The sequence below is a fragment of the Caballeronia sp. NK8 genome, assembly GCF_018408855.1.
Taxonomy (GTDB): domain Bacteria; phylum Pseudomonadota; class Gammaproteobacteria; order Burkholderiales; family Burkholderiaceae; genus Caballeronia.
The window spans coordinates 181,682-207,119 of the sequence record NZ_AP024327.1; the positions used below are offsets into that span (position 1 = coordinate 181,682).

Annotated in this window: 25 protein-coding genes; 15 read left to right on the forward strand and 10 right to left on the reverse strand. The window is 62.1% G+C overall.

What is annotated here, in order from left to right; translation table 11 throughout:
• The first annotated feature begins 62 nt into the window (after positions 1–62).
• On the forward strand, positions 63–1,715 hold the full coding sequence (locus NK8_RS38470) for an FAD-dependent monooxygenase (protein WP_213234402.1): 1,653 nt from the start codon (positions 63–65) through the stop codon (positions 1,713–1,715).
• Here NK8_RS38470 and NK8_RS38475 read toward each other — a convergent pair.
• The gene (locus NK8_RS38475) at positions 1,662–2,486 is read right to left on the reverse strand and encodes a class I SAM-dependent methyltransferase (protein ID WP_213234403.1); all 825 of its coding nucleotides are present in this window, start codon (positions 2,484–2,486) and stop codon (positions 1,662–1,664) included. The two genes, NK8_RS38470 and NK8_RS38475, sit on opposite strands and share 54 nt — an antisense overlap.
• Positions 2,487–2,651: 165 nt before the next feature.
• Here NK8_RS38475 and NK8_RS38480 point away from each other — a divergent pair, with 165 nt between their 5' ends.
• Complete coding sequence (locus NK8_RS38480; RefSeq protein ID WP_213234404.1) at positions 2,652–3,398, forward strand: glucose 1-dehydrogenase; 747 nt, start codon at positions 2,652–2,654, stop codon at positions 3,396–3,398.
• A 142-nt stretch (positions 3,399–3,540) separates the two neighbouring features.
• Positions 3,541–4,173, forward strand: a complete 633-nt coding sequence (locus NK8_RS38485) for a LysE family translocator (RefSeq protein WP_213234405.1) — start codon at positions 3,541–3,543, stop codon at positions 4,171–4,173.
• 294 nt (positions 4,174–4,467) lie between these two features.
• On the opposite strand, the gene NK8_RS43215 is transcribed toward NK8_RS38485, so the two are convergent.
• Entirely contained in the window at positions 4,468–4,950 is a 483-nt protein-coding gene (locus tag NK8_RS43215) for a hypothetical protein (RefSeq protein WP_225936675.1), read from the reverse strand.
• On the opposite strand from NK8_RS43215, the gene NK8_RS38490 reads away from it, so the two are divergent.
• Both NK8_RS38490 and NK8_RS38495 read left to right on the forward strand, forming a co-directional pair.
• Positions 4,928–5,860: a lipopolysaccharide biosynthesis protein gene (locus NK8_RS38490; protein ID WP_225936676.1), complete on the forward strand. Its 933-nt coding sequence runs from the start codon at positions 4,928–4,930 to the stop codon at positions 5,858–5,860. The two genes, NK8_RS43215 and NK8_RS38490, sit on opposite strands and share 23 nt — an antisense overlap.
• 179 nt (positions 5,861–6,039) lie before the next feature.
• On the forward strand, positions 6,040–6,243 hold the full coding sequence (locus NK8_RS38495; protein ID WP_213234407.1) for a hypothetical protein: 204 nt from the start codon (positions 6,040–6,042) through the stop codon (positions 6,241–6,243).
• Between the two features lie 141 nt (positions 6,244–6,384).
• Here NK8_RS38495 and NK8_RS38500 read toward each other — a convergent pair whose 3' ends face one another.
• From NK8_RS38500 to NK8_RS38510, 3 genes are all read right to left on the reverse strand, one after another.
• Positions 6,385–7,908: a hypothetical protein gene (locus NK8_RS38500; protein WP_213234408.1), complete on the reverse strand. Its 1,524-nt coding sequence runs from the start codon at positions 7,906–7,908 to the stop codon at positions 6,385–6,387.
• A gap of 100 nt (positions 7,909–8,008) precedes the next feature.
• Positions 8,009–8,416, reverse strand: a complete 408-nt coding sequence (locus NK8_RS38505; RefSeq protein ID WP_213234409.1) for an RcnB family protein — start codon at positions 8,414–8,416, stop codon at positions 8,009–8,011.
• 231 nt (positions 8,417–8,647) lie between these two features.
• On the reverse strand, positions 8,648–9,232 hold the full coding sequence (locus tag NK8_RS38510; RefSeq protein WP_213234410.1) for a glutathione binding-like protein: 585 nt from the start codon (positions 9,230–9,232) through the stop codon (positions 8,648–8,650).
• 201 nt (positions 9,233–9,433) lie between these two features.
• On the opposite strand from NK8_RS38510, the gene NK8_RS38515 reads away from it, so the two are divergent.
• Positions 9,434–10,552, forward strand: a complete 1,119-nt coding sequence (locus NK8_RS38515; RefSeq protein WP_213234411.1) for a GGDEF domain-containing protein — start codon at positions 9,434–9,436, stop codon at positions 10,550–10,552.
• A gap of 7 nt (positions 10,553–10,559) precedes the next feature.
• On the opposite strand, the gene metE is transcribed toward NK8_RS38515, so the two are convergent.
• A complete protein-coding gene (gene metE, locus NK8_RS38520) occupies positions 10,560–12,851 on the reverse strand; it encodes a 5-methyltetrahydropteroyltriglutamate--homocysteine S-methyltransferase (RefSeq protein ID WP_213234412.1) in 2,292 nt (763 codons plus the stop codon).
• Between the two features lie 113 nt (positions 12,852–12,964).
• Between metE and NK8_RS38525 the strand changes: the two genes are divergently transcribed.
• Genes NK8_RS38525 through NK8_RS38535 form a run of 3 tightly spaced genes read left to right on the forward strand, consistent with a single transcriptional unit; the run spans position 12,965 to position 14,866 of the window.
• Positions 12,965–13,870, forward strand: a complete 906-nt coding sequence (locus NK8_RS38525) for a LysR family transcriptional regulator (RefSeq protein WP_213234522.1) — start codon at positions 12,965–12,967, stop codon at positions 13,868–13,870.
• 42 nt (positions 13,871–13,912) lie between these two features.
• On the forward strand, positions 13,913–14,443 hold the full coding sequence (locus tag NK8_RS38530; RefSeq protein ID WP_367657849.1) for a DUF4142 domain-containing protein: 531 nt from the start codon (positions 13,913–13,915) through the stop codon (positions 14,441–14,443).
• Between the two features lie 39 nt (positions 14,444–14,482).
• Complete coding sequence (locus tag NK8_RS38535; protein ID WP_162069511.1) at positions 14,483–14,866, forward strand: DUF1801 domain-containing protein; 384 nt, start codon at positions 14,483–14,485, stop codon at positions 14,864–14,866.
• On the opposite strand, the gene NK8_RS38540 is transcribed toward NK8_RS38535, so the two are convergent.
• Complete coding sequence (locus NK8_RS38540) at positions 14,863–15,693, reverse strand: class I SAM-dependent methyltransferase (RefSeq protein WP_213234414.1); 831 nt, start codon at positions 15,691–15,693, stop codon at positions 14,863–14,865. The two genes, NK8_RS38535 and NK8_RS38540, sit on opposite strands and share 4 nt — an antisense overlap.
• Positions 15,694–15,946: 253 nt before the next feature.
• Here NK8_RS38540 and NK8_RS38545 point away from each other — a divergent pair, with 253 nt between their 5' ends.
• The 3 genes from NK8_RS38545 to NK8_RS38555 all read left to right on the forward strand — a co-directional run bounded on the left by NK8_RS38545 (position 15,947) and on the right by NK8_RS38555 (position 20,304).
• Positions 15,947–18,127 (forward strand): TonB-dependent siderophore receptor, encoded by a 2,181-nt coding sequence (locus tag NK8_RS38545; RefSeq protein WP_213234415.1) that lies wholly within the window; start codon positions 15,947–15,949, stop codon positions 18,125–18,127.
• 173 nt (positions 18,128–18,300) lie between these two features.
• Positions 18,301–19,317 carry an ABC transporter substrate-binding protein gene (locus NK8_RS38550; RefSeq protein WP_213234416.1) on the forward strand — a complete coding sequence of 339 codons (1,017 nt, stop codon included), beginning with the start codon at positions 18,301–18,303 and terminating at the stop codon, positions 19,315–19,317.
• 39 nt (positions 19,318–19,356) lie between these two features.
• Positions 19,357–20,304, forward strand: a complete 948-nt coding sequence (locus tag NK8_RS38555) for a TauD/TfdA family dioxygenase (RefSeq protein ID WP_213234417.1) — start codon at positions 19,357–19,359, stop codon at positions 20,302–20,304.
• 25 nt (positions 20,305–20,329) lie between these two features.
• Here NK8_RS38555 and NK8_RS38560 read toward each other — a convergent pair whose 3' ends face one another.
• Positions 20,330–20,821, reverse strand: a complete 492-nt coding sequence (locus NK8_RS38560) for a DUF2165 family protein (protein ID WP_213234418.1) — start codon at positions 20,819–20,821, stop codon at positions 20,330–20,332.
• A 270-nt stretch (positions 20,822–21,091) separates the two neighbouring features.
• On the opposite strand from NK8_RS38560, the gene NK8_RS38565 reads away from it, so the two are divergent.
• Positions 21,092–22,678, forward strand: a complete 1,587-nt coding sequence (locus NK8_RS38565) for a sodium:alanine symporter family protein (protein WP_213234419.1) — start codon at positions 21,092–21,094, stop codon at positions 22,676–22,678.
• Here the strand turns inward: NK8_RS38565 and NK8_RS38570 are convergent.
• Both NK8_RS38570 and NK8_RS38575 read right to left on the reverse strand, forming a co-directional pair.
• The gene (locus NK8_RS38570) at positions 22,675–23,424 is read right to left on the reverse strand and encodes a carbonic anhydrase family protein (RefSeq protein ID WP_213234420.1); all 750 of its coding nucleotides are present in this window, start codon (positions 23,422–23,424) and stop codon (positions 22,675–22,677) included. The genes NK8_RS38565 and NK8_RS38570 overlap by 4 nt on opposite strands.
• Before the next feature lie 111 nt (positions 23,425–23,535).
• Positions 23,536–24,432, reverse strand: a complete 897-nt coding sequence (locus NK8_RS38575) for a LysR family transcriptional regulator (RefSeq protein WP_213234421.1) — start codon at positions 24,430–24,432, stop codon at positions 23,536–23,538.
• 219 nt (positions 24,433–24,651) lie between these two features.
• Here NK8_RS38575 and sdhC point away from each other — a divergent pair, with 219 nt between their 5' ends.
• Together sdhC and sdhD are read left to right on the forward strand one after the other, a co-directional pair.
• Entirely contained in the window at positions 24,652–25,062 is a 411-nt protein-coding gene (gene sdhC, locus NK8_RS38580; RefSeq protein ID WP_162069520.1) for a succinate dehydrogenase, cytochrome b556 subunit, read from the forward strand.
• Positions 25,063–25,064: 2 nt separating this feature from the next.
• Positions 25,065–25,433, forward strand: a complete 369-nt coding sequence (gene sdhD / locus NK8_RS38585) for a succinate dehydrogenase, hydrophobic membrane anchor protein (protein ID WP_061180612.1) — start codon at positions 25,065–25,067, stop codon at positions 25,431–25,433.
• The last annotated feature ends 5 nt before the right edge of the window (positions 25,434–25,438 follow it).

Below are 25,438 nucleotides of genomic sequence, written 5' to 3' on the forward strand. Positions count from 1 at the left end.
GGCAGCCGACGATCTCGTCACGCGCCCACGCATCCAACGGTTTCCTCGGGAGAAATCGCATCATGTTCGACACGACAGATGTGCTGATCGCCGGCGCGGGCCCCGTCGGCCTGATGCTTGCCGCCGAACTGCGCCGCGACGGCGTGAAAGTGCGCGTGATCGACGCGCATGACGAGCGCGTCTTCTTCGTGAAGGCGCTCGGCGTCACGGCGCGCACGCTGGAGATTTTCGAGGACCTCGGCATCGTGCGCGAGGCGATCGACGCGGGCGTCTGGCTCACCGGCGCCGACACCTTTCAGGACGGCGCGCCCGCATTCAGCGCCGAGGTTCCGCGCGGAGGGCTGCCCTATGGCGCGCTGGCGCTCGCGCAGTTCGAAACCGAGCGCATTCTGGAAGCGGCGCTCGCGCGTCACGGCGGGCACGTCGAATATGGCGCGACGCTCGCCGACTTCACCGTGTCCGCCGACTTCATCGATGCGCGCATCCAGGACGCATGCGGCGAGAGCCGCACGATCCGCTGCCGCTGGCTTGTCGGTTGCGATGGCGCGCGCAGCACGGTGCGGCGTCAGTTGAACGTCGCCTACGAAGGCGATCAGTATCCGCAGACCTTCATGCTCGCCGATGTCGACGTCGAATGGAATCTGCCGCGCGGGCGCATGTATCGCTTCAACGTGACGGGCGAGGGCGATGCCGGATCGACCACGCTTGCGGCGTTGCCGGTGCGCGGCTCGGCGCGCCGCTATCGCCTGTCGATGGTCCTGCTCGCCGACGATGCCGCCCGCCACACGTTGAACTCCACGCCCGATTTCGCGGAGATCGAGCGCATCATGCTGCCGATCCTGCCGAAGGGCACACGGCTTTCGTCGATGCGCTGGTCGTCGGTGTATCGCGTGAGTCACCGCATCGCGCAGCACTATTCGCACGGGCGCGTGTTCCTTGCGGGCGACGCCGCGCATATCCATCCGCCGGTCGGCGGGCAGGGCATGAATACCGGCCTGCAGGACGCACACAATCTTGCGTGGAAACTCGCGCTGGTCGCGCGCGGCGTCGCGAGCGAATCGCTGCTCGACAGCTATGAAGCGGAGCGCCGGCCGGTCGGGCTCGATGTCGTCGAAGCGACGAGCCGTGCGTTGAACACGGTTCTCGCGCACGGCGAGATCAAGCCCGCGATGCGCGAGACGCAATTGCTCGTTGGCTATCGCGGCAGCAGTGCGATCGTCGCCGATGAATGCGCGGACATGGCGGCCGAATTGCCCGCGCCCGGCGATCGCGTGCCGGAGGTCGGCGGTCTCGTGCAGGCGTTCGTCGGCCATGCGCAACGCCTGCAGGAACATCTCGGGCGCGGGCGTCACACGCTCGTCGGCTATCTCGACGACGATGCCGATGGCGCGCGCGTCGCCGCGTTCGATGCGGCCGTCGACGCGTGGCGCGGCGCGCTCGGCACGGCGGCGAGCGCGGTGCTGATCGTGTCGCCGAAGCTCGCGCACGCGGCGTCATTCGAGCCCGCGCGGGAAGCGTATCGAACGCTCAGCGATGACGCGGGCGCGTTCGTCGATGCGTTCGGCGCGAAGAACGGCATGGCGTGGGCCGTGCGTCCGGACGGGCATATAGGCTTCAGGAGCGCGCGTTGTGCACCCGACTCGCTGATGGCGTGGCTCAGGTCAGCGCTGCACGGCGATCACGTGGGCCTGAATGTGTCCATCGACCGGCCCTGAACCGAAGCGCGCCGCGATGGCCGCGGTGCTTGCCGAGGTCGCTTCGTCGAGACTCGCGCCCGCGCGCGATTCGATCTCGTTGCGCAAGGGCGTGCCCTGGCAATACGCGATGGCGGCCAGTTCCGCCGATGCCGCGCGGCTGCGTCGCGTTACCGTTTCGAATTGCGGTTCTGCATCGAAACCTGCGGCTGTGAGATCGCGCGCAATCGTTTTTTGATCGAAATAACCGTGCGGCGTGCGTTTCATGAAAAGCGGCGGATCAGCTGGAAAGAGCGTGCCGAGCGCGTCGGTTATCGTGCCGGCAAACTCGTTTTCTTCGATACGGTCCCACACATTGAACAGCAGCGTGCCGCCGGGCCGCAGTACGCGACGCGCCTCGGCGAAAGCGGCCGGCTTGTCCGGGAAGAACATTGCACCGAACTGACAGACGACGATATCGAAGCTTGCATCGTCGAAAGGCAATTGCAACGCATCCGCCTGCCGCCACGTCACGGGCCTGCCGATGTTAGTCAGGGCGGCGCGATCGAGCATCGCCTGATTCAGGTCCGTCGCGACGATATCGACATGCGTCGGCAACGCACGCGCGATGGACCGCGTGACGGCGCCAGTGCCCGCGGCGGTTTCCAGCACGCGCGATGGATCGTGCGCCGCGACGCGTTGCGCGATATCTTCCGCATAGGGTGCGAAGAGCATCGGCACGAGCAACTGGTCGTAAAGCTCGGGAATCTGCCCGGCGAAATTCGTGTCCGTGCGAAGCATATTCGTGTTCATGCGTTGCCCCTGCATTCGATTATTCGCCTGAGACCGCAAGTCTTTTCACTCTACGCTGCTTTATCGCGCTCGATCGGATGTCTACATTGAGCGCTGTCACGCCGGTTTCGTCCGATACGCAACCGGTCTATCAGTGAATTAAACAATCTCTTCAAGGAATCGATCATGAGCAAACTCGCAGGCAAGGTGGCGGTCGTCACGGGCGCATCGAAAGGCATCGGAGCGGCGATTGCAAAGGCGCTCGCGGCGGAGGGCGCGTCGGTCGTCGTCAACTATGCGAGCAGCAAGGCGGGCGCGGAAGCGGTCGTGGCGGACATCACCGCGGCGAACGGCAAGGCGATCGCGGTCGGCGGCGATGTCTCGAAGGCCGCCGATGCGCAAGGCATCGTGAATGCGGCGGTCGAAACGTATGGACGCCTCGATATCCTCGTCAATAACTCGGGCGTCTACGAATTCGCGACGCTAGAGGAAATCACCGAAGAGCATTTTCATAAGCAGTTCAATATCAACGTGCTCGGCACCTTGCTGACGACGCAAGCCGCCGCGAAACACTTCGGCGAGGGTGCGAGCGTCATCAATGTGAGTTCGGTCGTGACCCGCATCACGCCGCCGGCGAGCGCAGTCTACAGCGGCACGAAGGGTGCCGTCGATGCGATCACGGGCGTACTCGCGCGCGAACTCGGCGCGCGAAAGATCCGCGTGAACTCGATCAATCCCGGCATGGTCGTGACCGAAGGCACGCACAGCACGGGCATCATCGGTTCCGATTTCGAAACGTCCGCGCTCGCGCAGACACCGCTCGGACGCCTCGGCCAGCCGGACGACATCGCATCGATCGCGGTGTTCCTCGCCTCGGACGATGCGCGCTGGATGACCGGCGAACATCTCATCGCGAGCGGCGGCATGCGTTGATTCGGGCGTCGCTGCGCCCTGTTTCGTGCAGGGCGTTTGCCGGCTTCGATCAAGTGTATCGACGGGCCGTGCGGATTGTGTATCTGGCATCGTGAATCATTCGGCAGGAGAATGGCGCGACCCTTTCGCGCTGGAGTTCTCGATGCCTCACACACCGCAACTGCTCGCATTCGCCCTCGTCGCGCTCGGCATGGCGCTCACGCCGGGGCCGAACATGGTCTACCTGATTTCGCGCTCGATCTGCCAGGGCCGCACGGCGGGGCTCATTTCGCTGGGCGGCGTCGCGCTCGGCTTCGTGTTCTACATGTTGTGCGCGGCGTTCGGCATTACCGCGCTGCTGATCGCGGTTCCGTTCGCCTACGACGCGTTGCGCTTCGGTGGCGCGCTCTATCTGCTGTATCTGGCGTGGCAGGCGGTCAAGCCGGGCGGACGCTCGCCGTTTCAGGTGCGCGATTTGCCCGTCGACAGCCCGCGCAAGCTCTTCACGATGGGCTTCTTCACGAACCTGCTGAATCCCAAGATCGCCGTGCTGTATCTGTCGCTGCTGCCGCAGTTCATCGATCCGTCGAACGGCAGTGTGCTCGGGCAGTCGCTCGTCTTCGGCATCGTGCAGATCATGCTGAGCATCACCGTCAATTCGACGGTCGCGATGACGGCCGGATCGATCGCGCTGTTTCTCGCCCGCAAGCCCGCATGGCTGCTGATGCAGCGCTGGCTCATGGGCACGGTGCTCGCCGGTCTCGCGGTGAGAATGGCGACTGAAGCGCGCCGCTGATCCGTTTATTCATGCCGCGCCACGCGAACTAGAAACCAAATAACCGTGGCGCGGGGCGATGACGGCAGCGCTTTTCTTCAGAAAAGTAAGGTTTCCGAAGCGAAATTCACCGGCTGTCCGGCCGCACGAGTGACGGTGCGTGAAAGTCACGCACAGGTTTCGTCTGTCGAAACAATCAAGCGGAATCGATTGGCATTTTTGTAGATATGCTCTCGGCGCTTGAATATTCCGGTACTGACGTTATGATGTACTGACGTATTTACGACAGGTATGCCGATTGCGTATTCACGCCGGCTACGAAATTCCGATCTTCATCAATTGCATCGAAGCGGGCAGCGTCCGCGTGTAATCGGCCGCGGTGTCCGCATGCTTCCTGACGGCGCGTCGTTGCTCAAGCCGGCGTTTCTCTTTCAGCAATGAATCGCATGCCTGATGGCGAATTGAGTATTCCGATAGCGCCATGGTTGAATTCATTTCAACTCTTTCCTCCGAGGCTCGCCGTTTCCTTTCTTCACGATGGCCCCCGATATTGCCTGCGCTCGCGGTCGCCTTCGTACTAACGGCATGCGGCGGCGGTGGTGGCAGCGATGGTGGCACGGTAGCTTCCGGCGGGTCGCAGTCGAGTTCTTCGACGACACCTGCCACGGGCACGTCGCCTGCGGCGACGCCGCCGGACGGCGGCGCGTCGGCGCCTGCCGCCGCATCGAGCCCGACCACGGCGAGTGGAACGGCCGCAGCCGACACCCCAATTCCCGTGATCGCTCCTTCTGGCAGCATCTTCTACGGCATGAACGGCCATATCAACATAGCGGGCCCTTATGTAACCTCCACGCCCGAACAGCAGCTTGCGCAACTGAAGGACCTCAACGTCACGCTGTATCGCAATGACGTGAACAGTGTGGCCGGCGCGCAAAAGCTCGCGAGCGTGGCGCAGATGATGGCGACGTCAGGTGTGACGGTGTATCCCGTGATTCTGCAATCGCTCGTCTTTCCCGACGAGGACTCGGCCTATCAGGCCAGCTACACGCTCGCTCAGCAGATCGTCAACGTGCAGCATTACGCCTACTACGAAGTCTCCAACGAACTCGCGCCGCAATGCCTGGTCGGCTGGGTCGACGGAGTGCGCAGAACCGACTACAAGAACGATTGCTTTCAGCAGGCGCGCGGCATCATTCGAGGTCTGATTGCGGGCATCAAGTCGGTCGATCCCGCCGGCAAGATCATCATCGGCGGCAATACTTGGATGCATTACGGCTTCGACGTGATGCTCGCGAATGGCACGCAGCCGGACGGCACGAGCGGCCATCCGGTCGTCACCTGGGACATCACCGCGTGGCACTGGTATTCGGAGCAGGGCGACATCCGTAACGCATGCGGCGGGACGGGTTGCTATAACGTGATCGGCGTGCTTCAGTCGTTCGGCAAGCCGATCTGGATCAACGAAGTGGGCATGCGTCCAAACTTCCCCGGCACGCCGGACCAAGCGGCCACATTCATGGCGAACAACATGATGGGCGCGCTGCTTGCGATCGCGCCGCAATACAACATTCAGTCGCTTCAAGTCTATGAGCTGTACGACGATCCGCCGACCGGGCAAGGTCCATACGGCGTCATGCTGGATGACGGCGTGACGAAGAAGCTTACCTATGCGGCTGTCAAGAACTTCATCGCGGCCAATCCGCGCTGACCGATGGGGCCGCGTCCAGGCTCGACGTTTGCTACGCGTGCTTCAAACGAGCGGCATCTGAATAGGATTTGACGATGCAGTTCGTTCGGCGCTCGTAAAAGCATGGCGTCAGAGGCTTGGCTGAACGCCCTTTTATGACATATAAATTAAGGATCGTTCTGGCGAATTCGGGAGTGCAAATGCTCATACGGTGTGCGGCATGCAACAAGCTCATTTACTCCGACGATGCGCTCGAAGACAACACCTGTCCCGCCTGTGGCTCCAGGAACACCGAGAACATCGCAATGGGCTTCATCTTCGATCAGACAGTCGCCGCGCCGGATCGGCCGGGCAAGCCGTTGGAACGAACTGCTCCGCCCGACATGATCCGCAGAAAGGCGTGACTGCCTGAGCGTGTGGTTGAATTATCGACTTCAACCGAAGTGAATTGTGTTGGAAGTGCGCTTCGATCCCCTCTCGTTAAGCGCAATTTGCCCGCCACCGCAACCGGCGGGCTTTTCTTTTTCCGCTTCCTTATTAAAGAACTATGGCGCGCGTGAAACGGTCGCGAGGGCGTGGCTGGGAAGATCGCATGCGTGACTGGTCGCGGTCGGCGGCGTCAGCGCATAGACCTCGTATCCGTTCGGTTCCAACGGTGCGCGCAGTTCACGCAAGGTCCAGCCGGTGGCGTCGAGATCGTGTTTCAGCGCGTACCAGTAGCCTTGTGCGTCGTGAAGCACGACTGCATATCGAACACCTGAAGTCGTTGCAATCGCCGAAACGGCCGATTGCCGGTCGCGGCCATTCGTCGGCGCCGTGCGCGCGCGATGAAAGGCCATGCTTTGCGGCGTTTTCAGGCCGACGACATCGACGAGCTGAAAGGGCGTCGCGTAAGCGAGATATCCGGCGTCATGGACCAGGATTTTCGAACGGGCGGGCAGATTCGTATTCAGCCATTGCGCGAGCGATGTCAGCTCGCCATCGGTGAAGTGGTCGCCGGATTGATAGGCGCGCCATGCGCCCGGCAAGCTGAGCGCGAGCCAGCCCGTCAAGACGATCAACCATGGCACGGCTAGCCGCGATGTCCTCAGGTAATCGAGCGTCACGCACAGCAAGGCGGGCAACAAGACGTACAGATAACGCGAGAAATTGTGCGTGACGCCGCTCGGAAAGAATGCGAACCATGCGACGAGCAGCGCGAAAATATAGACGCAGACCGGCTTCCACAGTTTCGACCGATGCGCAAGGCACGCAATGCCCACGAGCGGCAGCAATCCGGCCTGCGCGAAGCCGCCGAGCATCACGGCCGATTTCGCCTTCCAAGGCGCGCCCTGTTCGGCGAAGAACCATTGCTTGGCCGATGCGGTCTGCGAGATCGGCGATCCGATGGACCACCACATCCAGATGAGAAAGGGCATCGCGACGCACAGCGCTATCGCGCCATCGCGCGCCGCGTGCGCGCGTTCGCCGAGTCGAATGCGCAGCCATGTCTGTCGCGCGAGGAGGACGCAGGACAACGCGCCCAGTTCGGGGCGCACGAATGGAAGCAGCCCGCAAAGAATCGGCAGGCCGACAGACAGCGATGGATTCAACGCGAAGGACAAGGCCCACGTGACCGCTGCCATCGCGAGCCCTGTTTCCAGCCCGTTGAGAAGCTGATACGGCGCGTAGCCGGTCAGCAGGCCGAGCGCGACAAAGAGCGCCGCGACGAAATACGACGCGCCCAACTGAAACGCGATGCGCGCGAGCCCGACTGCATAAAGAAGCGCGGCTGCGATATCGACGAGAAAGCTCGCGGCGAGCGGCTGGATCAGCGACATCATCGCCGTCACGAGCAGCAGATGAATTTCGCTCGTCGCTCCGACCAGCGGCGACACGCCGTAGTTCCGGTCCGTGCCGGACAGCAGCGCCTGCGCGTTGTGAATCGTGATGTAGGCGTCGTCGAGCGGGAAGGCGAGAGGCGTCGGCCTCACCACGATGACGATGGCCACCAGCAGGATCATCGACGCGAAATAGAAGCGGTATCGGCCGACATCGGTGCTTGCATTCCAAAGACGGACATCGGGCATGGCTCACTCTTACGTTACGTTGAATCGCGGCCGGGCCACCTTCGGCCCATCGACCTGATTCGATATAACGGCGGGAGCAAGCCAGACTTTAATGCCTTCGCTATTGCGACATCACGACTTGCGCGATGACGCCCGACGCCACCGCGACCAGCAGATAATCCGCGCCGACGCCAACCCACTGATAACCGCGCGGCGGCTGGCGCAGGCCGTGGCCGTGCCAGTCGTCGACGACGTATTGACGATTGCGGTAATCGGACGAGAGACGCTCGCCCTTGCGCCAGTCCGGATGGCGCGATTCATCGTTTGCATGCTCGGGCGGGCGCGGGCCGTTGTGATCGTTCATCGCGGGGCCGTGGCCGGGGGCACCGGGACCGCCAGGGCCGCCGGGTCCGCGATTCGTGTCGTGATACGCGTCCGGGCCGCCCGGCGCGGGCTGTGCGAAGGCCGCACCGGCCATCAGTCCGATACTCGCACAAACAAGCGCGGCGACGATTCGACTCTTCTTCATGGGTTTCCTCAAAGGGTTAATTTCGTTGCCGGACTTTACGCAATCACGTTATTAAATAACGTGAGCATGTGTAAGCAACGCTTACCTTCGATTACCGATGAAATGCGAGTGACGTCGGCGAATGGGAATGCGGCGAGGGATTTGATAGGGATTCCGTATCAAACCACTCGCCGCGCGAGCCAAGGCGGAGATGATAGTTTCGAACGATCGTTCGCGCGCCGCGTCATCCGATCATTCGAGTCCTTCGTGCTCGAACGCGAGCTTTACGGCGGGCCGCTCGCGCATGCGCGCGTAGAACGCCTGAAGCTCGGCGGGGGTATCGACGCCCATCTTCCGCGCCCATGTAAGCATCGTGAAAAGATAAGCATCCGCGACGCTCATTTTGTCGCCGAACAGATAATCGCCGCGCATCATCTTCGCGATGAGCGCGAAGCGCTGGCCGATCTTCTCGCGAGCCGCCGTGGCTTCCGCATCGGAAGACGGCCTGAACACGCGGCCAAACTGCTTGTGGATCTCGGTCGAAATGAACGCGAGCGTTTCGAGCAGGCGCAGGCTGCCGTCTTCGCCCGATGGCGCGAGCGAAGGCGCATTCTGCGCGACCCACGAAAGAATCGCGATGTTCTCGGTGAGGCGCTTGCCGTCGTCAAACTCGAGCACAGGCACATAGCCCTTCGGATTGATGTCGTCGAATGGCTTTCCGTCTTCGGTGAGCCGGGTCTTGAAATCGACCTTCACGCGATCGAAATTCATGCCTGCTTCATGCATCGCGATGTGATCGGCGAGACTGCACGCGCCGGGCGAGTAATAGAGTTTCATGATGCGTGGCTCCTTTCCGTTATGGCTGTGCGAATACTCCAACCGGCGAGCAAGGCGTATGCCGCACGGCGCGAGCGGAACTAAAGTTTTGGCGCGCCCGTGCCGATGACACAAGCGTGCCGTTTTCGCAGCCTTCGAAAGCGAAAGGTATGATACGGCCGTTTGTCGCCGATGCGCCGTGCGCCGTCGCGTACGCTTTCCATGTTCCACACACCTGACACAGAAACACTTCGCCTTTGCAGCGTGCTCGCGAGCACCGCGTTCGGTCTGGTCTTCGCGCTGGTGCGCTTCGGCCGCCGAATCGAGCCGCATTTCATGCACTGGTCGGCGAGCGCGTTCCTGTATGCGGCCGTGCTGATCGGCTTCGAACTCGCCCGCGGCAATCTCGTGCTCGTCGCGTCGTTGCTCGGTGCGCTCGCGGCCACCAATATGCTGATCATTTCGGGTCTGCGATCATTCGACGGCAAGCCGCCGTGGCGCAGATGGATGCTTGCGCCTGTCGCCGGCGGTGCGGCGTTGCATATTTTGCCGACATGGATCGGCGGTCATGGTCCGATCGTTTCGGCATTGACGCACGCGGGCGACACGATTGGCGTCGCGATCTCGGCCGCGATCACCGGCCTCACGCTGTGGTCGAGCGGCGGGCGCGAGAACAGTCGCGCGCGACGCATCGCGGGCCTGGCGATGCTGGGCTATCTGCCAGGTTATGCGGTAACGCTCGCGGCCTATGCGTGGGCCGGACCAGGCATCAATTACCTTGCGCTGATTCCGATGCTCTCGGATCAGTTGCTGCTGGGCGTGCTCAATCTCGGCCTGCTCGCGATTCCCGCCGAGCGCGCGCAACGACGTCTGCGCGATGCTGCGCGGCGCGACCCGCTGACGGGCGTGTGGAACCGCGCCGGATTCAATCGCCACGCGATGCGCCTCGCCGCGCCGGGCGCGACCGTGCTCGCGATCGACCTCGATCACTTCAAGGAAATCAACGACCGCCACGGTCACCTCGCGGGGGACAACGTGCTGATCGAACTGGCGCGGCTCGCGGGCGCGGAAGTCGAATCGCTGGGCGGCGAGTTCGGCCGGCTCGGCGGCGACGAGTTCGTCGCCATTCTCCCGGCGGCGCGCGCAGCGGATGCGCAGGTCTGCGCGAACCAGATCCACGCCGCTTGCCGCACCTACACGCAAGGCATGCCGGAATGGACGACGAGCATCGGTGTGTCGCAGATCGCGGCGAACGAGACAGGCTTCCACGATGCGCTGCAACGCGCGGACGTCGCGCTGTATCGTGCGAAGCTCGCAGGCCGCAATACGCTGACCGTCTGAAACACCATCACGTCGATGCGCGCAACGCGTGCGCCGCCGCGACCATGTTTCGAAGCGCGGGAATTACTTCGTCCCATTGACGCGTCTTGAGTCCGCAGTCCGGATTCACCCACAGGCGCTCGCCCGGAATGCGCTGCGCCGCCTTCTTCATCAGATCGACGATATGCGCTTCGCTCGGGATATTGGGCGAATGGATGTCGTACACGCCCGGCCCGATCTGATTCGGATAGTTGAAATCGTCGAAGGCATCGAGCAGTTCCATGTCTGAGCGCGAGGTTTCGATCGTGATGACGTCGGCGTCCATATCCGCGATCGACGCGATGATGTCGTTGAATTCCGAGTAGCACATGTGCGTATGAATCTGCGTTTCGTCCTGTACACCGTTAGCGGTGATGCGGAACGATTCCACCGCCCAGCGCAGATAGTCGTTCCATTGCGAGCGGCGCAGCGGCAGGCCTTCGCGTAGCGCGGCTTCGTCGATCTGGATCACGCGCACGCCGGCCTTTTCCAGATCGAGCACTTCCTCGCGAATCGCGAGCGCGAGTTGCTGGCACGACACCGAACGCGGTTGATCGTCGCGTACGAAGGACCAGTTGAGGATCGTGACCGGACCCGTCAGCATGCCTTTCATCGGCTTCTTCGTTTGCGCCTGCGCGTAGCGGGTCCATTCGACCGTCATCGCCTTCGGGCGGCTGATGTCGCCGAAGAGAATCGGCGGCTTCACGCAGCGCGAGCCGTACGACTGCACCCAGCCGAACTGACTGAACGCGTAACCATCGAGTTGCTCGCCGAAGTATTCGACCATGTCGTTGCGTTCGGCTTCGCCATGCACGAGCACATCGAGTCCGAGCGCTTCCTGTTCCTTCACGGCGCGCGTGATCTCGCGTTCCATCGCGGCCTTGTAGGCGGCTGCATCGAGTTCGCCTTTCCTGAACTGGCTGCGCGCCTGACGGATTTCGTTGGTTTGCGGGAACGAGCCGATCGTCGTTGTCGGATAAGCCGGCAGATCGAGCATCGCGGCCTGCTTGACCGCGCGTACTTCATAGGCGTTCGCGCGCTGGCCGAGCGCCGCGTCGAGCTCCGCTATCGCCGCCTTTACCGCAGGGTTATGCACGCGCGCTGAAGTGCGGCGGCTTTCGATGGCCGCCGCGTTGAGCGCAAGCGCGTCGGCGACGGCGGCGCGGCCCTCGTTCAATGCGCGCGCGAGCACGCTCAGTTCGTCGAGCTTTTGCAGCGCGAAGGCGAGCCACGATTTGATCTCGGCGTCGAGCTTGTCTTCGCTCGCCAGATCGACGGGCGTATGCAGCAACGAGCACGATGGCGCGATCCAGAGCCGCTCGCCCAGCGACGCATGCAGCGGTTCGAGCCAGTCGAGCGCGGCGTTCAGATCGGTCTTCCAGATATTGCGCCCGTTGATCGGCCCGACCGACAGCACCGACGTATCCGGCAACAGCGACGCCGCGGTGACTGCTTCATCGCGCGCGTTGATCGCATCGATATGCAAGCCGTCCACCGGCAGCTTGCACGCGAAATCAAGGTTCTCCTGCAACGGGCCGAAGTAAGTCGCGAGCAGCAGGCGCACGCGGCGCGCCGAGAGCGCAGCGTAAGCGGTGATGAAGGCATCGCGCCATGGCATATCGAGTTCGGTGACGAGCGCGGGTTCATCGATCTGTACCCACTCGATGCCGAGCGCCGCGAAGTGATCGAGTAACGCCGCATAAACGGGCAGCAGGCGCGGCAACAGCGCGAGCTTGTCCGAGTCGTCCTTCGTCTTGCCGAGCCACAGATACGTCACCGGCCCGATGATGACCGGCTTCGCGTTCACGCCGAGCGCGCGCGCTTCGCCGAGCTGCTCGATGAGACGCGACGTATCGAGCCTGAACTGCGTCGCCGCGTCGAACTCGGGGACGATGTAGTGATAGTTGGTGTCGAACCACTTCGTCATCTCGCCCGCGGCCACGCCGCCGCAGCACGCCGCATGTTCTTCGGCGCTTCCCGCCGAGCGTCCGCGCGCGACGCGGAAATAATTGTCGAGCGCGTCGCCGTGAAAACCGCGCACGCGCTCGGGCAAATTGCCGAGCGTGAAGCTCATGTCGAGCACCTGATCGTAGAAGGCGAAATCGCCCGCCGGCACGAGATCGAGATGCGCCTGATCCTTCCAGTGCCGTTCGCGCAAGCGCGCGCCGGCGGCCTCGAGTTCATCGCGCGATGACTGGCTCTTCCAGTAGTTTTCGAGGGCGAACTTCAGTTCGCGTTGCGCGCCGATGCGCGGGAAACCCAGGTTATGTGTCGTGACCATCGTGCGAGTTCTTGTAGAAATGAGAGTGAGTGACAGTGATGATAGAATTTTCGATGCATGAATAAAAATGGTTTAATTTCATGCATCGATTAACTTTCTTCATGGAGAAGCCGATGCTCGAACGCGCGCATCTGATGGTCGTGAGAGAAGTCGAGCGACAGGGCTCGCTGACCGCTGCCGCCGACGTGCTCAATCTCACGCAATCGGCGCTGAGTCATACCGTGAAGAAGCTGGAGCAGCAACTGGGCACGCCGGTCTGGACGCGCGAGGGGCGCAGCATGCGGCTCACGCAGGCCGGTCAGTATTTACTCGGTCTCGCGAACCGGATGCTGCCGCAATTCGAACTGGCCGAAGCGCGCATGAAGCAATATGCCGAAGGCGAGCGCGGCACCTTGCGGATCGGCATGGAGTGTCACCCGTGCTATCAGTGGTTGCTCAAGGTCGTGTCGCCGTATCTCGCGCGCTGGCCCGATGTCGATGTCGACGTGAAGCAGCGCTTTCAGTTCGGCGGCATCGGCGCGCTGTTCGGCTACGACATCGATGTGCTCGTGACGCCCGATCCGCTGAAGAAGCCGGGCTTGCGTTTCACGCCCGTATTCGATTACGAGCAGGTGCTCGTCGTGCCCGAAGACCACGCGCTCGCGGCCGTTTCATACGTCACGCCCGCGCAGGTTTCGCAGGAAGTGCTCATCACGTATCCGGTCGAAACCGATCGCCTCGACATCTACACGCAGTTCCTGACGCCCGCGAACGTCGTGCCCAGGCGGCACAAGGTGATCGAGACGACGGACATCATGATGCAGATGGTCGCGAGCGGGCGTGGCGTCGCGGCGCTGCCGCGCTGGCTCGCGGAAGAATACGCGGAGCGCATGCCGCTCGCCGTGCTCAAACTCGGCAGAAAGGGCATCGCAAAGCGGATCTTTCTCGGCACGCGCGAGGTCGATGCCGGTATCGACTATCTTGCGGCGTTCGTCACGCTGGCGCGCAAGGCTGATTGGGCGAAGGCGCGCGTGGAGTAAAGTCATTGGCATCGACGAAATCGGGGGGCACCGATGAAATGCATGCGTATCGCAGCGGCCCTGCTGTTGCTTCTGGCGTGGACGGTTCGCGTGCAGGGGCAGGATCGGCCGTTGTCCGATGAACAGATGCTCGGCGTCGTGTTCGTCGCCAATCAGGCGGAAATCGCCGCGGGCAATCTGGCGTTGCGCAAGACGCGCTCCAAAAGTCTTCAGGTGTTCGCGAGGCGGCTCGTTTCAGAGCATGCGCAGGTCAATCAGGAAATCGCCGCGCTGACGCAGCGGGTCGGCACGCAGCCGCAACGCAGCGCGGCGAGCGATGCATTGACGAAGCAAGGCATCGATGACATCGCCAATCTCGAAGAAACCGGAACCTACGATTTCGATGAAGCGTACCTCGATCGCGAGGCCGCCTTTCTGCAGAAGCTGGTTAATACCGTCGACGACTACATTCGCACGGCGCGCAGCGCGGAGGTGCGGACTTTGCTGATTCGCTCGCGACCGTCGTTCATCTTTCATCTGGATCAGGCTCATCGACTGCAACTCACGATAGGCAATCCGGGTCTCATGCGCTAGATTGTCGGCGCGGGAACGGAACCATAACGAGAGGACCACATGAACCCATCGGAACGAATCGACGCATTGATCGCGGGCATTGCGGACTGGCGCGGCGAGACCTTCGCCAATGTGCGCAAGATCATCCTCGCGGCGGATGATGGGATCGTCGAGGAGTGGAAGTACATGGGCAGTCCGGTGTGGTACCGCGATGGCATGATCGCGGTGGCCAATGCTCACAAGGGGAAAGTCAAGCTGACGTTCGCCTATGGCGCGAGCCTTCCCGATCCCGCCAAACTCTTCAATGCTGGCCTCGAAGGCAATGCGCGGCGCGCGATCGATTTCTTCGAAGGCGACAAGATCGACGCGCGCGCGTTGAAGAATCTCGTGCGCGCGGCGATCGAATTCAATCAGGCGAAAGGGAAGAAGAAAGCGGCTGGCTAAACCACTCGCACCCACGCGCCGATGAAAGCAGGCGGCTGAATGACGCCATCGAGCGCGACGATCTCATCGCGCAACCGCGCGGCCAGCGTATCGATGCCGACTTCATCCGCGCGCGCGACGCCAAACCGATCGGCGAGCGGCAACAGCGTGCGCAGCACTTCAGCCAGATACTGATACGCGAACGAGTCAGGCCCGCCTTCGATACGCGCGGAAAGCAGCATCTGCGGGCCGGGAAGTCCGGCGCGACGAAACGTCGAATACAGCTTCGATCCCATGTCGGTCTCGACGCCGGCGCGCGCAAACGTCTCCATGATCCAGCGCATGCCTTGCGCGCATAGCGGCGACTCGGGCATCGAACGCGCGGTGCTCATGTCCATCTCATGGAACACGAAGAGCGTACCCGCGCCCGCCTGCGCGGCGAGGCGGCGCAACGTCGCGGCGGGATCGGGCAGATGCAGCAGGATAAGACGGCCGATGACCGCATCGACGGGCAAGACGAGATCGAAATCCGCCATGCTCGCGACCTCGAAACGCACGTTGCCGATGCCCGCGCGCTCTGCTCGCTCGCGCGCCTTGTCGATGACGCCCGGCGCCTGATCGATGCCGAGCACCGAGCCGTCCGGCCCGACCAGCGACGCAGCCAGCAACGAGACATCGCCCGTGCCGCAGCCCAGATCGAGCACGCGCATACCGGGCGCGAGACCCGCGCGTCGCAGGATTTCCTCGGTCAGATCGCCGATGAAACGCGCCTGGTTTTCGAGGCGCTGCACTTCCAGATCGGCATGGCCGAGCACGTACGCGCCGGTGGAAGAAAGAGAAGAGTTCATGGGTGTGACCTCGCGTGTGCGTTCCATGTCGGAGCCGATGCTCACGGCGGCGACCCGCTTTCATGGTAGTCACTGCGCGCCCGCGCCACGTCGCGCCCCAATAAATTTCATTCTGCTTTCGGCGGATTGTGTCGCTTTCGGACCAACACGCTCGAATCATTTCTTTACAAAGACAAAACGTCCGGTCACAATTCGCCCGCAAATAATAACGATTCGCATTCACACACGCAACGACATCCAACGAGAATTGAGCATGAAATCTGGAACGACGAGCCCGGTCGCGATGCGGCCCTTGAAACTGGCGACCCTGCTGCTGTTCGCGGTTGCGCCGCTCGCCTACGCGCAATCGACGGACTCCGCGCCGGCCGGTGCATCCGCATCGGCCGAAAGCACGCTGCCGGCCGTGAAGGTCACAGCGCAAAACGTCGACGAGCCTTATGGTCCGACGAAAGGCTATGTCGCGAAGGAATCGACCGCGCTGAAGAACACCGCTTCGCTGCTCGAAACGCCGCAGTCCGTCTCGGTCGTCACGCGTGACCAGATGGATCAGCAGAACGCGCAGACGCTTAACGCGGCGGTGCGCTACGTGTCGGGCGTGACGCCCGAGACGCGCGGCGGCATCGCGTCGCGTTATGACATGCTGAAGGTCCGCGGCTTCGACGCCGACAAATACTGGAACGGTCTCAAGCTGCTCGACAACGCGTGGTACGCGGTGCCGCAGCTCGATCCGTTCATGATGGAGCGCATCGAAGTGCTGAAGGGCCCGGTTTCCGTGCTCTACGGTCAGGCGGCCGCAGGCGGCCTGCTCGATCAGGAAAGCAAGATGCCGACGGTCGTGCCGCTGCACGAAGTGGGCGTCGAGTTCGGCAACTACGCGCACAAGCAGGCGACCTTCGATTTCTCCGGGCCGATCGCGGGCGATGACCGCTATCTATATCGCATCACCGCGCTGGCGCGCTCCGAAGACGGACAGGTGCAATCGACGATGAACAAGCGCATCGCGATCGCGCCGTCGTTCACGTGGCGCCCGGACAACAAGACCTCGCTCACGCTCTATGGCCTGTATCAGCGCGATCCGCGCAGCACGTCCTACGGCAGCGTGCCGCCACAAGGCACGGTGCTCTACAACCCGAACGGCAAGCTGCCCAGCGACTTCTACGACGGCGATCACAATTTCGAGAGCTTCAATCGCGTGCAGGAAGCGATCGGCTACAAGTTCGAACGCAAGCTCACCAACGCGTGGACGTTCCGCTCGAACGCCCGCCTGCTGCATCTCGCGCAGGACTACAAGAGCGTCTATGCAAGCAATCTCGAAGACGACCTGCGCACGCTCGACCGTGGCACGGCGGCGTCGAAGGACAACCTCAACACGATCAGCCTCGACAATCAACTCGAAGGCAACTTCTCGACCGGATCGATCGATCACGCGGTGCTGTTCGGCTTCGACTACCAGCACTACGCGAGCAACTTCGACGCGGGCTTCGGCGTGGGACCGACGCTCGACATGTTCGCGCCGAATTACAACCAGGCGGTGACGCCGCCCGACCGGTATCACCAGACCGTGAGCGGCACGCAATACGGCGTCTATGCGCAGGACCAGGCGCGCTGGGGCAACGTGATCCTGACGCTCGGCGCGCGCGGCGACTGGGCGAGCAGCGACTCGGACAACGAGACGTACAACATCGTGTCGCATCAGTTCGACCGCGCACTCACGTGGCGTGCCGGTCTGTCATACGTGTTCGACAGCGGCATCGCGCCGTACTTCAGCTACACCGAGTCGTTCACGCCGCAAGCGGGCACGGACATCAACGGCAATCAGTTCCAGCCGGAGCGTGGCCGTCAGTATGAGCTTGGCGTGAAGTTCGCGCCGAAGGGCTACAACGCGTTCTTCTCGGCGGCGATATTCGACCTGACGCGCAAGAACCTCCTGACCGTGAACGCGGACAACCCGGCGTTCTCGTCGGCGGTCGGTGAAGCGCGTTCGCTTGGCCTCGAACTCGAAGCGAAGGCGAGCCTCACGGATTCGCTGAACGTCACCGCGAGCTACACGTACCTGAACACGAAGTACACGAAGGACAACAGCGGTCTGGATGGCAAGTTCCTGCCGGCGGTTCCGTCGAATCAGGCTTCGTTGTGGGCGTATTACACGCTCAATCGCGGGCCGCTCGCCGGTCTCTCGATGGGCGCGGGCGGACGCTACACCGGCACGACGTATAACAGCGACAACACGTTCAAGGTGTCGAGCTTCTTCCTCGTCGACGCCACGTTGCGCTACGACCTCGGCCGCGCGAATCCGCAGTTCAAGGGCGTGGAACTCTACGTGAATGCGCAGAACCTCTTCAACAAGGAATATGTCGCGTCGTGCTATTACGGCAGCTGGTGCGCGTTCGGCTATGGACGTCAGGTGTTCGCCGGCATGAACTACCACTGGTAAGCATGTTTTACCGCACTGCGCCTGGCGAGACGGCGCAGTGCATCGAATCGTCGTGAGCGCCTCCCGGCGCTTATCGCGAACCAAGCTATCCGTATCGGGATTTCTTCGTTCGCGTGTGAGGAAGCGGCTAGTACATTGATTGCCTGCTGCCGCTCTCCCCACGATATCCCCGCATGACGACGACACCATCCTTGCAGCGCCTCTTCGCCGTGTTCGCGTTGATGGCGGCATTTGCCTTGCCAGTCCATCGCGCGCATGCGGAGGGCAAGGTGAAGATCGTCGATCAATACGGCATCGGCTCGCTTCTTCTGAAGGTGGCGAAGGATCAGAAGCTCATCGAGAAAGCGGGCGCGCGCTCGGGCCTCGATATCGACGTGCAATGGAATACGCTCTCGGGCGGCGCGGCGGTGAACGACGCGCTGCTGTCGGGCGCGGCGGATATCGCGACTATCGGCATCGGGCCTTTGATGACGATCTGGGACCGCACGCGCGGACGTCAGGATTTTCGCGCCATCGCGGCGCAAAGCGCGGTGCCGGTGTATCTCGTGACGAACGATCCGCGCATTCGCAACATCACGGATATCGGCGAGAAGGATCGCATCGCTGTAGTGTCGGTCGCGGTGTCGCAACAGGGGCGTCTGCTGCAGATGGCATCGGCGAGAGCGTTTGGTGACGCGAACTATGCGCGTCTCGACCGCTTCGAAGTCAACATGCCGCACGCCGATGCGACGACCGCGATGCTATCGGGCAACTCGGTCATCAACCTCCATTTCTCCAACGCGCCTTATCAGTATCAGGAACTCGAAGACCCGAAGATTCACAAGGTGACCAGTTCCACCGAGATACTGGGCGGACCGTCGACGGGCAGCGTCGCCGTGACCTCGGACGCATGGCGCAAGGACAATCCGAAGACCTATGCGGCGGTGCGCGCGGCGCTCGAAGATGCGGCGAGACTCGTCGAAAAGGACAAGGCGCAGGCCGCGGCCATCTACATTCGTCAGGATGGCTCGAAGCTCTCGCCTGCGTTCGTCGAGCGTATTCTGAGCGATAAGGAAGCCAGCTTCGCGACGACGCCGCAAAACACGCTGCAACTCGGCACGTTCCTGCACAAGGTCGGCGTGATTCGTCACGAGCCGAAATCGTGGCGCGATTACTTTTTCGCCGACGGTGCGAACGCGCAGGGCAGCTGAATGTGCCTCTTATTTGATCCAAATATAAAGGAGTCCAGAGTGAACGCCGCAGCCATCGAAACCGAAGCAGAATTGACCATCAGTCCGCTTTCGGCGCATATCGGCGCGGAGATCGGCGGCGTCGATCTCACGCGTCCCTTGACTTCCGCACAGGTCGGCGCGATCCGTGCCGCGCTGCTCAAATGGCGCGTGGTCTTCTTTCGCGAGCAGTTTCTGAGTCACGAGCAGCACATCGCGTTCTCGGCGCAATTCGGCCAGCTCACGGTCGGGCATCCGGTGTTCGGTCATGTCGACGGGCATCCCGAGATCTATTCGATCTCGAAGTTCCGCAAGGCCACGCGCTTCGAAGGTCAGGCGCTGTTGCGTCCCTGGACCGGCTGGCACACGGATGTCACCGCGGCGGTGAATCCGCCGTTCGCATCGATTCTGCGCGGTGTGACGATTCCCCCTTATGGCGGCGACACGCAATGGACCAATCTGGTGATTGCGTACGAGAAGCTGTCCGCGCCGCTGCGCGCTTTCGTCGATGGTTTGCGCGGCGTGCATCGCTTCGCGCCGCCGCAAGGCGCGAGTGGCACCGATGCGTTCGCGAGAGCCGTGAAGGATCACACGCTCGTGAGCGAGCATCCGCTCGTGCGCGTGCATCCGGAGACCGGCGAGCGCGCACTGTATGTGAGTCCGGGCTTTCTCAAGCATATCGCGGGACTGGCGCCGCGCGAGAGCCAGGTCTTGCTCGAATTGCTGTGGGAGCATGTGACGCGGCCGGAATTCACGGTGCGCTTCAAGTGGGAGCCGGGCAGCATCGCGTTCTGGGATAACCGTACGACCGCGCATCTCGCACCCACGGATATCTTCGATCTCGACTTCGACAGGCAGTTGTATCGCACGACGCTCGTCGGGGATGTGCCGGTGGGTCCCGATGGGAAAGAGTCGGTGCAGATCGAAGGGTCGCCGGTGGGGGCGGCGGCTGCGGTGGCGTTGAACTGAGGCGCATCGATCGCGCTGATCGTCGTCAAGGACGCGATTCACCGCGCGACACGAAGATCAATATCACCAGGAAGGTCATGAAGAAGCGAAACGCGCTCTCCGTGCCGTTCCATTGCTGCGATTGCCACATGGCGAACCATTCGCCGCCGATCGTCATGAAGCAGACCTGCCAAGTGAGATAGCCAAGCGTAAGGCCCGCGATCGCCCAGCGCTTGGCGCGCGCGAACACTGCATTCTCCTCGCGCAGCGCGCGCCACATCGCGACGACGCCTGCCCAGCAAAGCAGAGCTGTGACCGTCTCGAGAAAAATGATCACGTCATAGCCGAGATGCTGAAGCATCGGCGACGTGATCGCGCGATACATGTTGGCGTTGCCGGGAAAGGTCGTGTCCATCCTCAGGACGTGTTCGACGAATTGCAGGTTGCTGCCGTAGTCCGTCAGATTGCCGAAACTGACGAGCGAGGCGAGCAGAGCCATCGAAGCCACGGCGAGAAGTTTGGCGATTCGTTCTGCCATCTCGTTCTCCAGTCGCGTTATGCACGAGATTGTGCGAGAAAAGAATGAGTTGAGCGTGACGTCGCATCGCAACTAACTGTCTTATTCGCCGACACCCGTTTCGGCTTCGCCATCGGCGATCAGGATGATGGCCGGTCCCGGAACCGTATAATCGCTGCCTCACTCGTTTCGTGCCCGCGCAGGCACGAGCACCAGCTTGAAAGAACGCTGGTTTCTTAACATTCCGAACGCCTGTTCGAAACAGGTCGAAGCAAGAAAGGAACGCCCCGCGTGGAAAGTCTCTTCCAATCCGTGAATGCATTGTTTGCCTTCATTGCACCCGTCTCGGATTTCTTGTGGGATTTCCCCACCAATTTCAAGGCCTATGCGCGCATTCCCGTGCTCGGGCAGTTCTCGTTCGCGATTCTTCTGCTCGTCGGCGTGGGCATTCACTTCACCATCCGAACGCGCTTCATCCAGACGATGAACGTCGGCAAGATCATACGCATCATGTTGCGGCGGCAGTCGTCGAATACCGGCGTCAGCGCGCTCGCGTCGTTCATGCTCGGGCTCGCGATGCGCGCGGGGCCGGGCAACATCGTCGGCATCACCGGCGCGATTTCCGTCGGCGGGCCGGGCGCGTTGTTCTGGATGTGGGTCGCCGCGTTCTTCGGCATGGCCACCGCATTCATGGAATCCACGCTCGCGCAGCTCTTCAAGGAGAAGAAGCACGACGAGTTCGTCGGCGGCCTGCCTTTCTATGGACGGCGCATTCTCGGCGACAGGCGCATCGTCGGCACGTTTCTGTCGCTCGTGTTCATCGTGTACGCGCTTTTCAACGTGCCGCCGCAAACGTTCAACGTGTTCACCGCGATCGGCACCATTGCCGACACCGTGAGCGGCACGCACCTCGCGCGTCAGTCGACGGTGTACTACGTCATCGCCGTTGCGCTCGTCGCGGCGTGCGCGTTCATCATCATGGGCGGCATTCGCCGCGTCACCGCCTATACCGATGTGCTCGTGCCCATCAAGGCGACGCTGTTCTGCCTGATGTCGTTCGTCATCATCCTGATCAATCTGCCGCTGATTCCGTACTTCTTTCATGAAGTGATCATCGGTGCGTTTGCGCCGCATGCGCTCTTCGGCGGCGCGATCGGCACCGCGCTTGCGCAAGGCGTCAAACGCGGGCTGATGTCGAACGAGGCGGGCCAGGGCACCATCACGATGGCCGCCGCCATCGCCGACAACGATCATCCCTGCGAGCAGGGTTTCGTGCAGAGTCTCGGCGTGTTCTTCGACACGATGGTCATCTGCACGATGACCGGCTTCATCGTCGTGATGGCGCACGTGTGGACCGGCACCGTCGACGGTCAGGCGTGGGAATCGGTCAGGGCATCGAAGATCACGGTCTATCTGGCTTCGGTCGAAACGCTCGTGCCGGTTTCGGTCGCGCATGTCGTCAAGATCGTGATGTGCGTGTGCTACGGGCTCTTCGCGTTCACCACGCTGCTCGGCATGATCTCGTTCGCGGAGATATCGGCGAACTTCATTTCGCGCAGTCGCGGCTTCATCACCGGCATTCGCGTCGTGGGCTCGCTGGTGTTCGTGCCGTTCGGCGCGCTGACCGTGCTCGCGGGGCTCGAATTGCCGAACCTGTGGGCGCTGTCCGATCTGATGAACATCGTGATGGTGCTGCTCAACGTGCCGATTCTGCTGATCGGCCAACGTCTCGTGTACAAGGCGCTCGCGCACTACCGGTCGACGCGCGGCGGACCGTTCGTTTCTGAGGATATCGGCGTGCGGACGGATTATTGGACGGCGGCGGCTCGCGGCGTCGTGACGAAGCAGAACGAGGTTCGCGAGCGCGTCGAAAGCTAGGCGCCGTAGAAGTCCACCGCGCCGGTGCCGAGGTTGTACATCGCGCCGGCGATCTTGATCGTGTGCTGGCTTTCCATCTCGCTCAGCACGGCGCTGTCGCGGCGAATTTGCGCGATGGTCAGCTCGACGTTCTTGCGCGCTACCTTATCGACGAATGTGTAGTTGGTCGCGGAGCGTTCGCCGTCGTATTGCGTTGCATCGACAGCGGGCTTGATGCGCGCGAGCAGGCCTGTGAGATGGCCTAACTCCGCATTGGCGATCGCGCCTTTGATCGCGCCGCACGACGTGTGTCCCATCACGAGCACGACCTTCGCGCCCATCAGTTTGCACGCGAATTCCATGCTGCCGAGAATATCGTCGTTTTCGATATTGCCCGCGATGCGGCAATTGAAGATATCGCCGATACCCAGATCCATGATGACTTCGGCAGGCGCGCGCGAGTCGATGCAACTGAGCAGCACGGCCGCGGGATACTGGCCTTTCGCGCTCGCTTTCTGCTCGCGCAGATAATTGCGATCCTTGCGCTCGCCTTTCTGAAAGCGCTCGTTGCCGTGCTTCATCAACTGGATGATCTGCTCGGGCGTCATGCTGTCGCGCTGCGCGTGCGTCAACGCGTCGGCATGCGCGGACGCCATGAGCAACGGCGGCGCGGCGAGCCCGGCGATCGTCGCGGATGCAATCGATTTGAGAAAACCCCGGCGGCACGCGGGCGTGCATTGCAGCGGATGCTTCAATTCTTCGCGCATGACCTTGCTCCTCGATCTAACGGGATTCGGCCTTCTCGACGCTATTCTTGCGAACTGAAGTGTTGGACGAAAATGCGTCGAATGCAATGCGCGCTTGTTCTGATGACAATGTCACGCCGATGACGTAACGACTTGCCGCGCGATGTCGAGAAAGTTGGCGGTCTTGGCGGCAGTCGCGTCGATGCGCGAGGCAAGCGCCAGACGAATCGTGATGGCGCTGCCGAGGGCATCGGTGTAGGCGACGCCGTCGACCTGGATCTGACACACGGACGCCGGCACCAGCGATACCCCGAACTCCGCCGCGACCAGATTCACGACTGAGGAAAGCTGCGGCGCCTGCTGCCCGGCGATCGGCTCGAATCCCGCTTCACGGCACGCGCCGATGATGACGTCGTGCAAGGTCGGGCTCGCTTCGCGCGGCAGCATCACGAAGGGATCGTCGGCCAGCGCCGCGAGCGGCACCTTGCGTTTTCGGCCGAGCGTGTGCGTGGCGGGCAGCACGATTTTCATTGGCTCGATCGCGATGTGATGAATCTGCACGCCGGCAGGCGACTGGCTGCCGAGGCGAACGAACGCAACGTCGACGCGGCCCGCGTCGAGATGGGCGAGCAGTTGCGCCGTGTTGCCTTCGGTGAGCGTGAGCGTGACGTTCGGATACGCCTGACGATACGAGCGGATGAGTTTCGACACGACCGGATTGAACGCCGCCGAACCCGTGAAGCCGATATTGAGCTGCCCGATCTCGCCGCGCCCCGCGCTCTGCGCCTTTTCGATGGCGAGGCGCGCGTCGGTCATGAGGCGCTTGGCATCGACGGCGAACGCTTCGCCGGCTTCCGTCAGCACGACGCCGTGCCCGGTGCGCCGAAAGAGCCGCACGCCCAGTTCATCTTCGAGCGCGTGAATTTGCTGGCTCAACGGCGGCTGGCCGATACCGAGTCGCTCGGCCGCGCGCGTCACGTTGCGCTCTTCGGCGACGGCCAGAAAATAGCGGATATGGCGCAGTTCCATGCGATATCTGTAAAAAATATTTCAGAAAGACGAGATAGATATTGGACAGTATATCAATCGCGCGACAAAATACCGCTATCGCGCAGTGCGCGGGTTAAAAACTTCTCCACAAAACCATCGCCGGGCGCTTTTCGAGGCGGATCAGGCTGGACGAGTCGCGCCCGTGTCGAGCATCGACGACGCGCGAAAATCGTCAATCAGATTGGGAAGGGGTCTAACGTGGCTGAAGCAATGAAAAAACCCAGGCCGGAATACCGGAACATCGGAATCGGCCAACTCGCGAAGTATCGCTTGCCGCTGGCAGGGAAAGTATCCATCCTGCATCGCGTGAGCGGCTTGCTGCTCTTCGTGTGTCTGCCGTTTATCCTGTATCTGCTCGATCAGAGCCTCACGTCGGAAATCTCCTTCGACGCGTTCAAGGGCTTTCTCGCCAACCCCATCGTCAAGATCATCACGCTCGTGCTGTCGTGGGCGTATCTGCATCACTTCTGCGCGGGCATTCGCTTTTTGCTGCTCGACACCCACGTCGCGGTGAACAAGGAAGGCGGCAGGCAGACCGCGCTCATCGTGCTGATCGTTTCGCTGTTGCTCACGCTCGCGATGGCTCTCAAGATCTTCGGAGTGTTCTAAACATGGCAACGCAAAATCGAGTTGGTCCGAAGCGCCTGGTCGTCGGCGCCCACTACGGTCTGCGCGACTGGCTCGCGCAACGCGTCACCGCGGTCGTGATGGCCATCTATACCGTCATTCTGCTGTTCTGGTTCTTCGGCGCGCATAACTTCTCCTATGAAGGCTGGGCCGGCATTTTCGCGACCCAGTGGATGAAGCTTGCGACTTTCGTGGCCCTGCTTTGCCTCTTCTATCACGCGTGGGTCGGCATTCGCGACATCTGGATGGACTACGTGAAGCCCATGGGCGTGCGCCTGCTGCTGCAGGTGCTGACCATCCTGTGGCTGATCGGATGCGCCGGCTACGCCGCACAGATTCTCTGGAGAGTGTAAAGAAC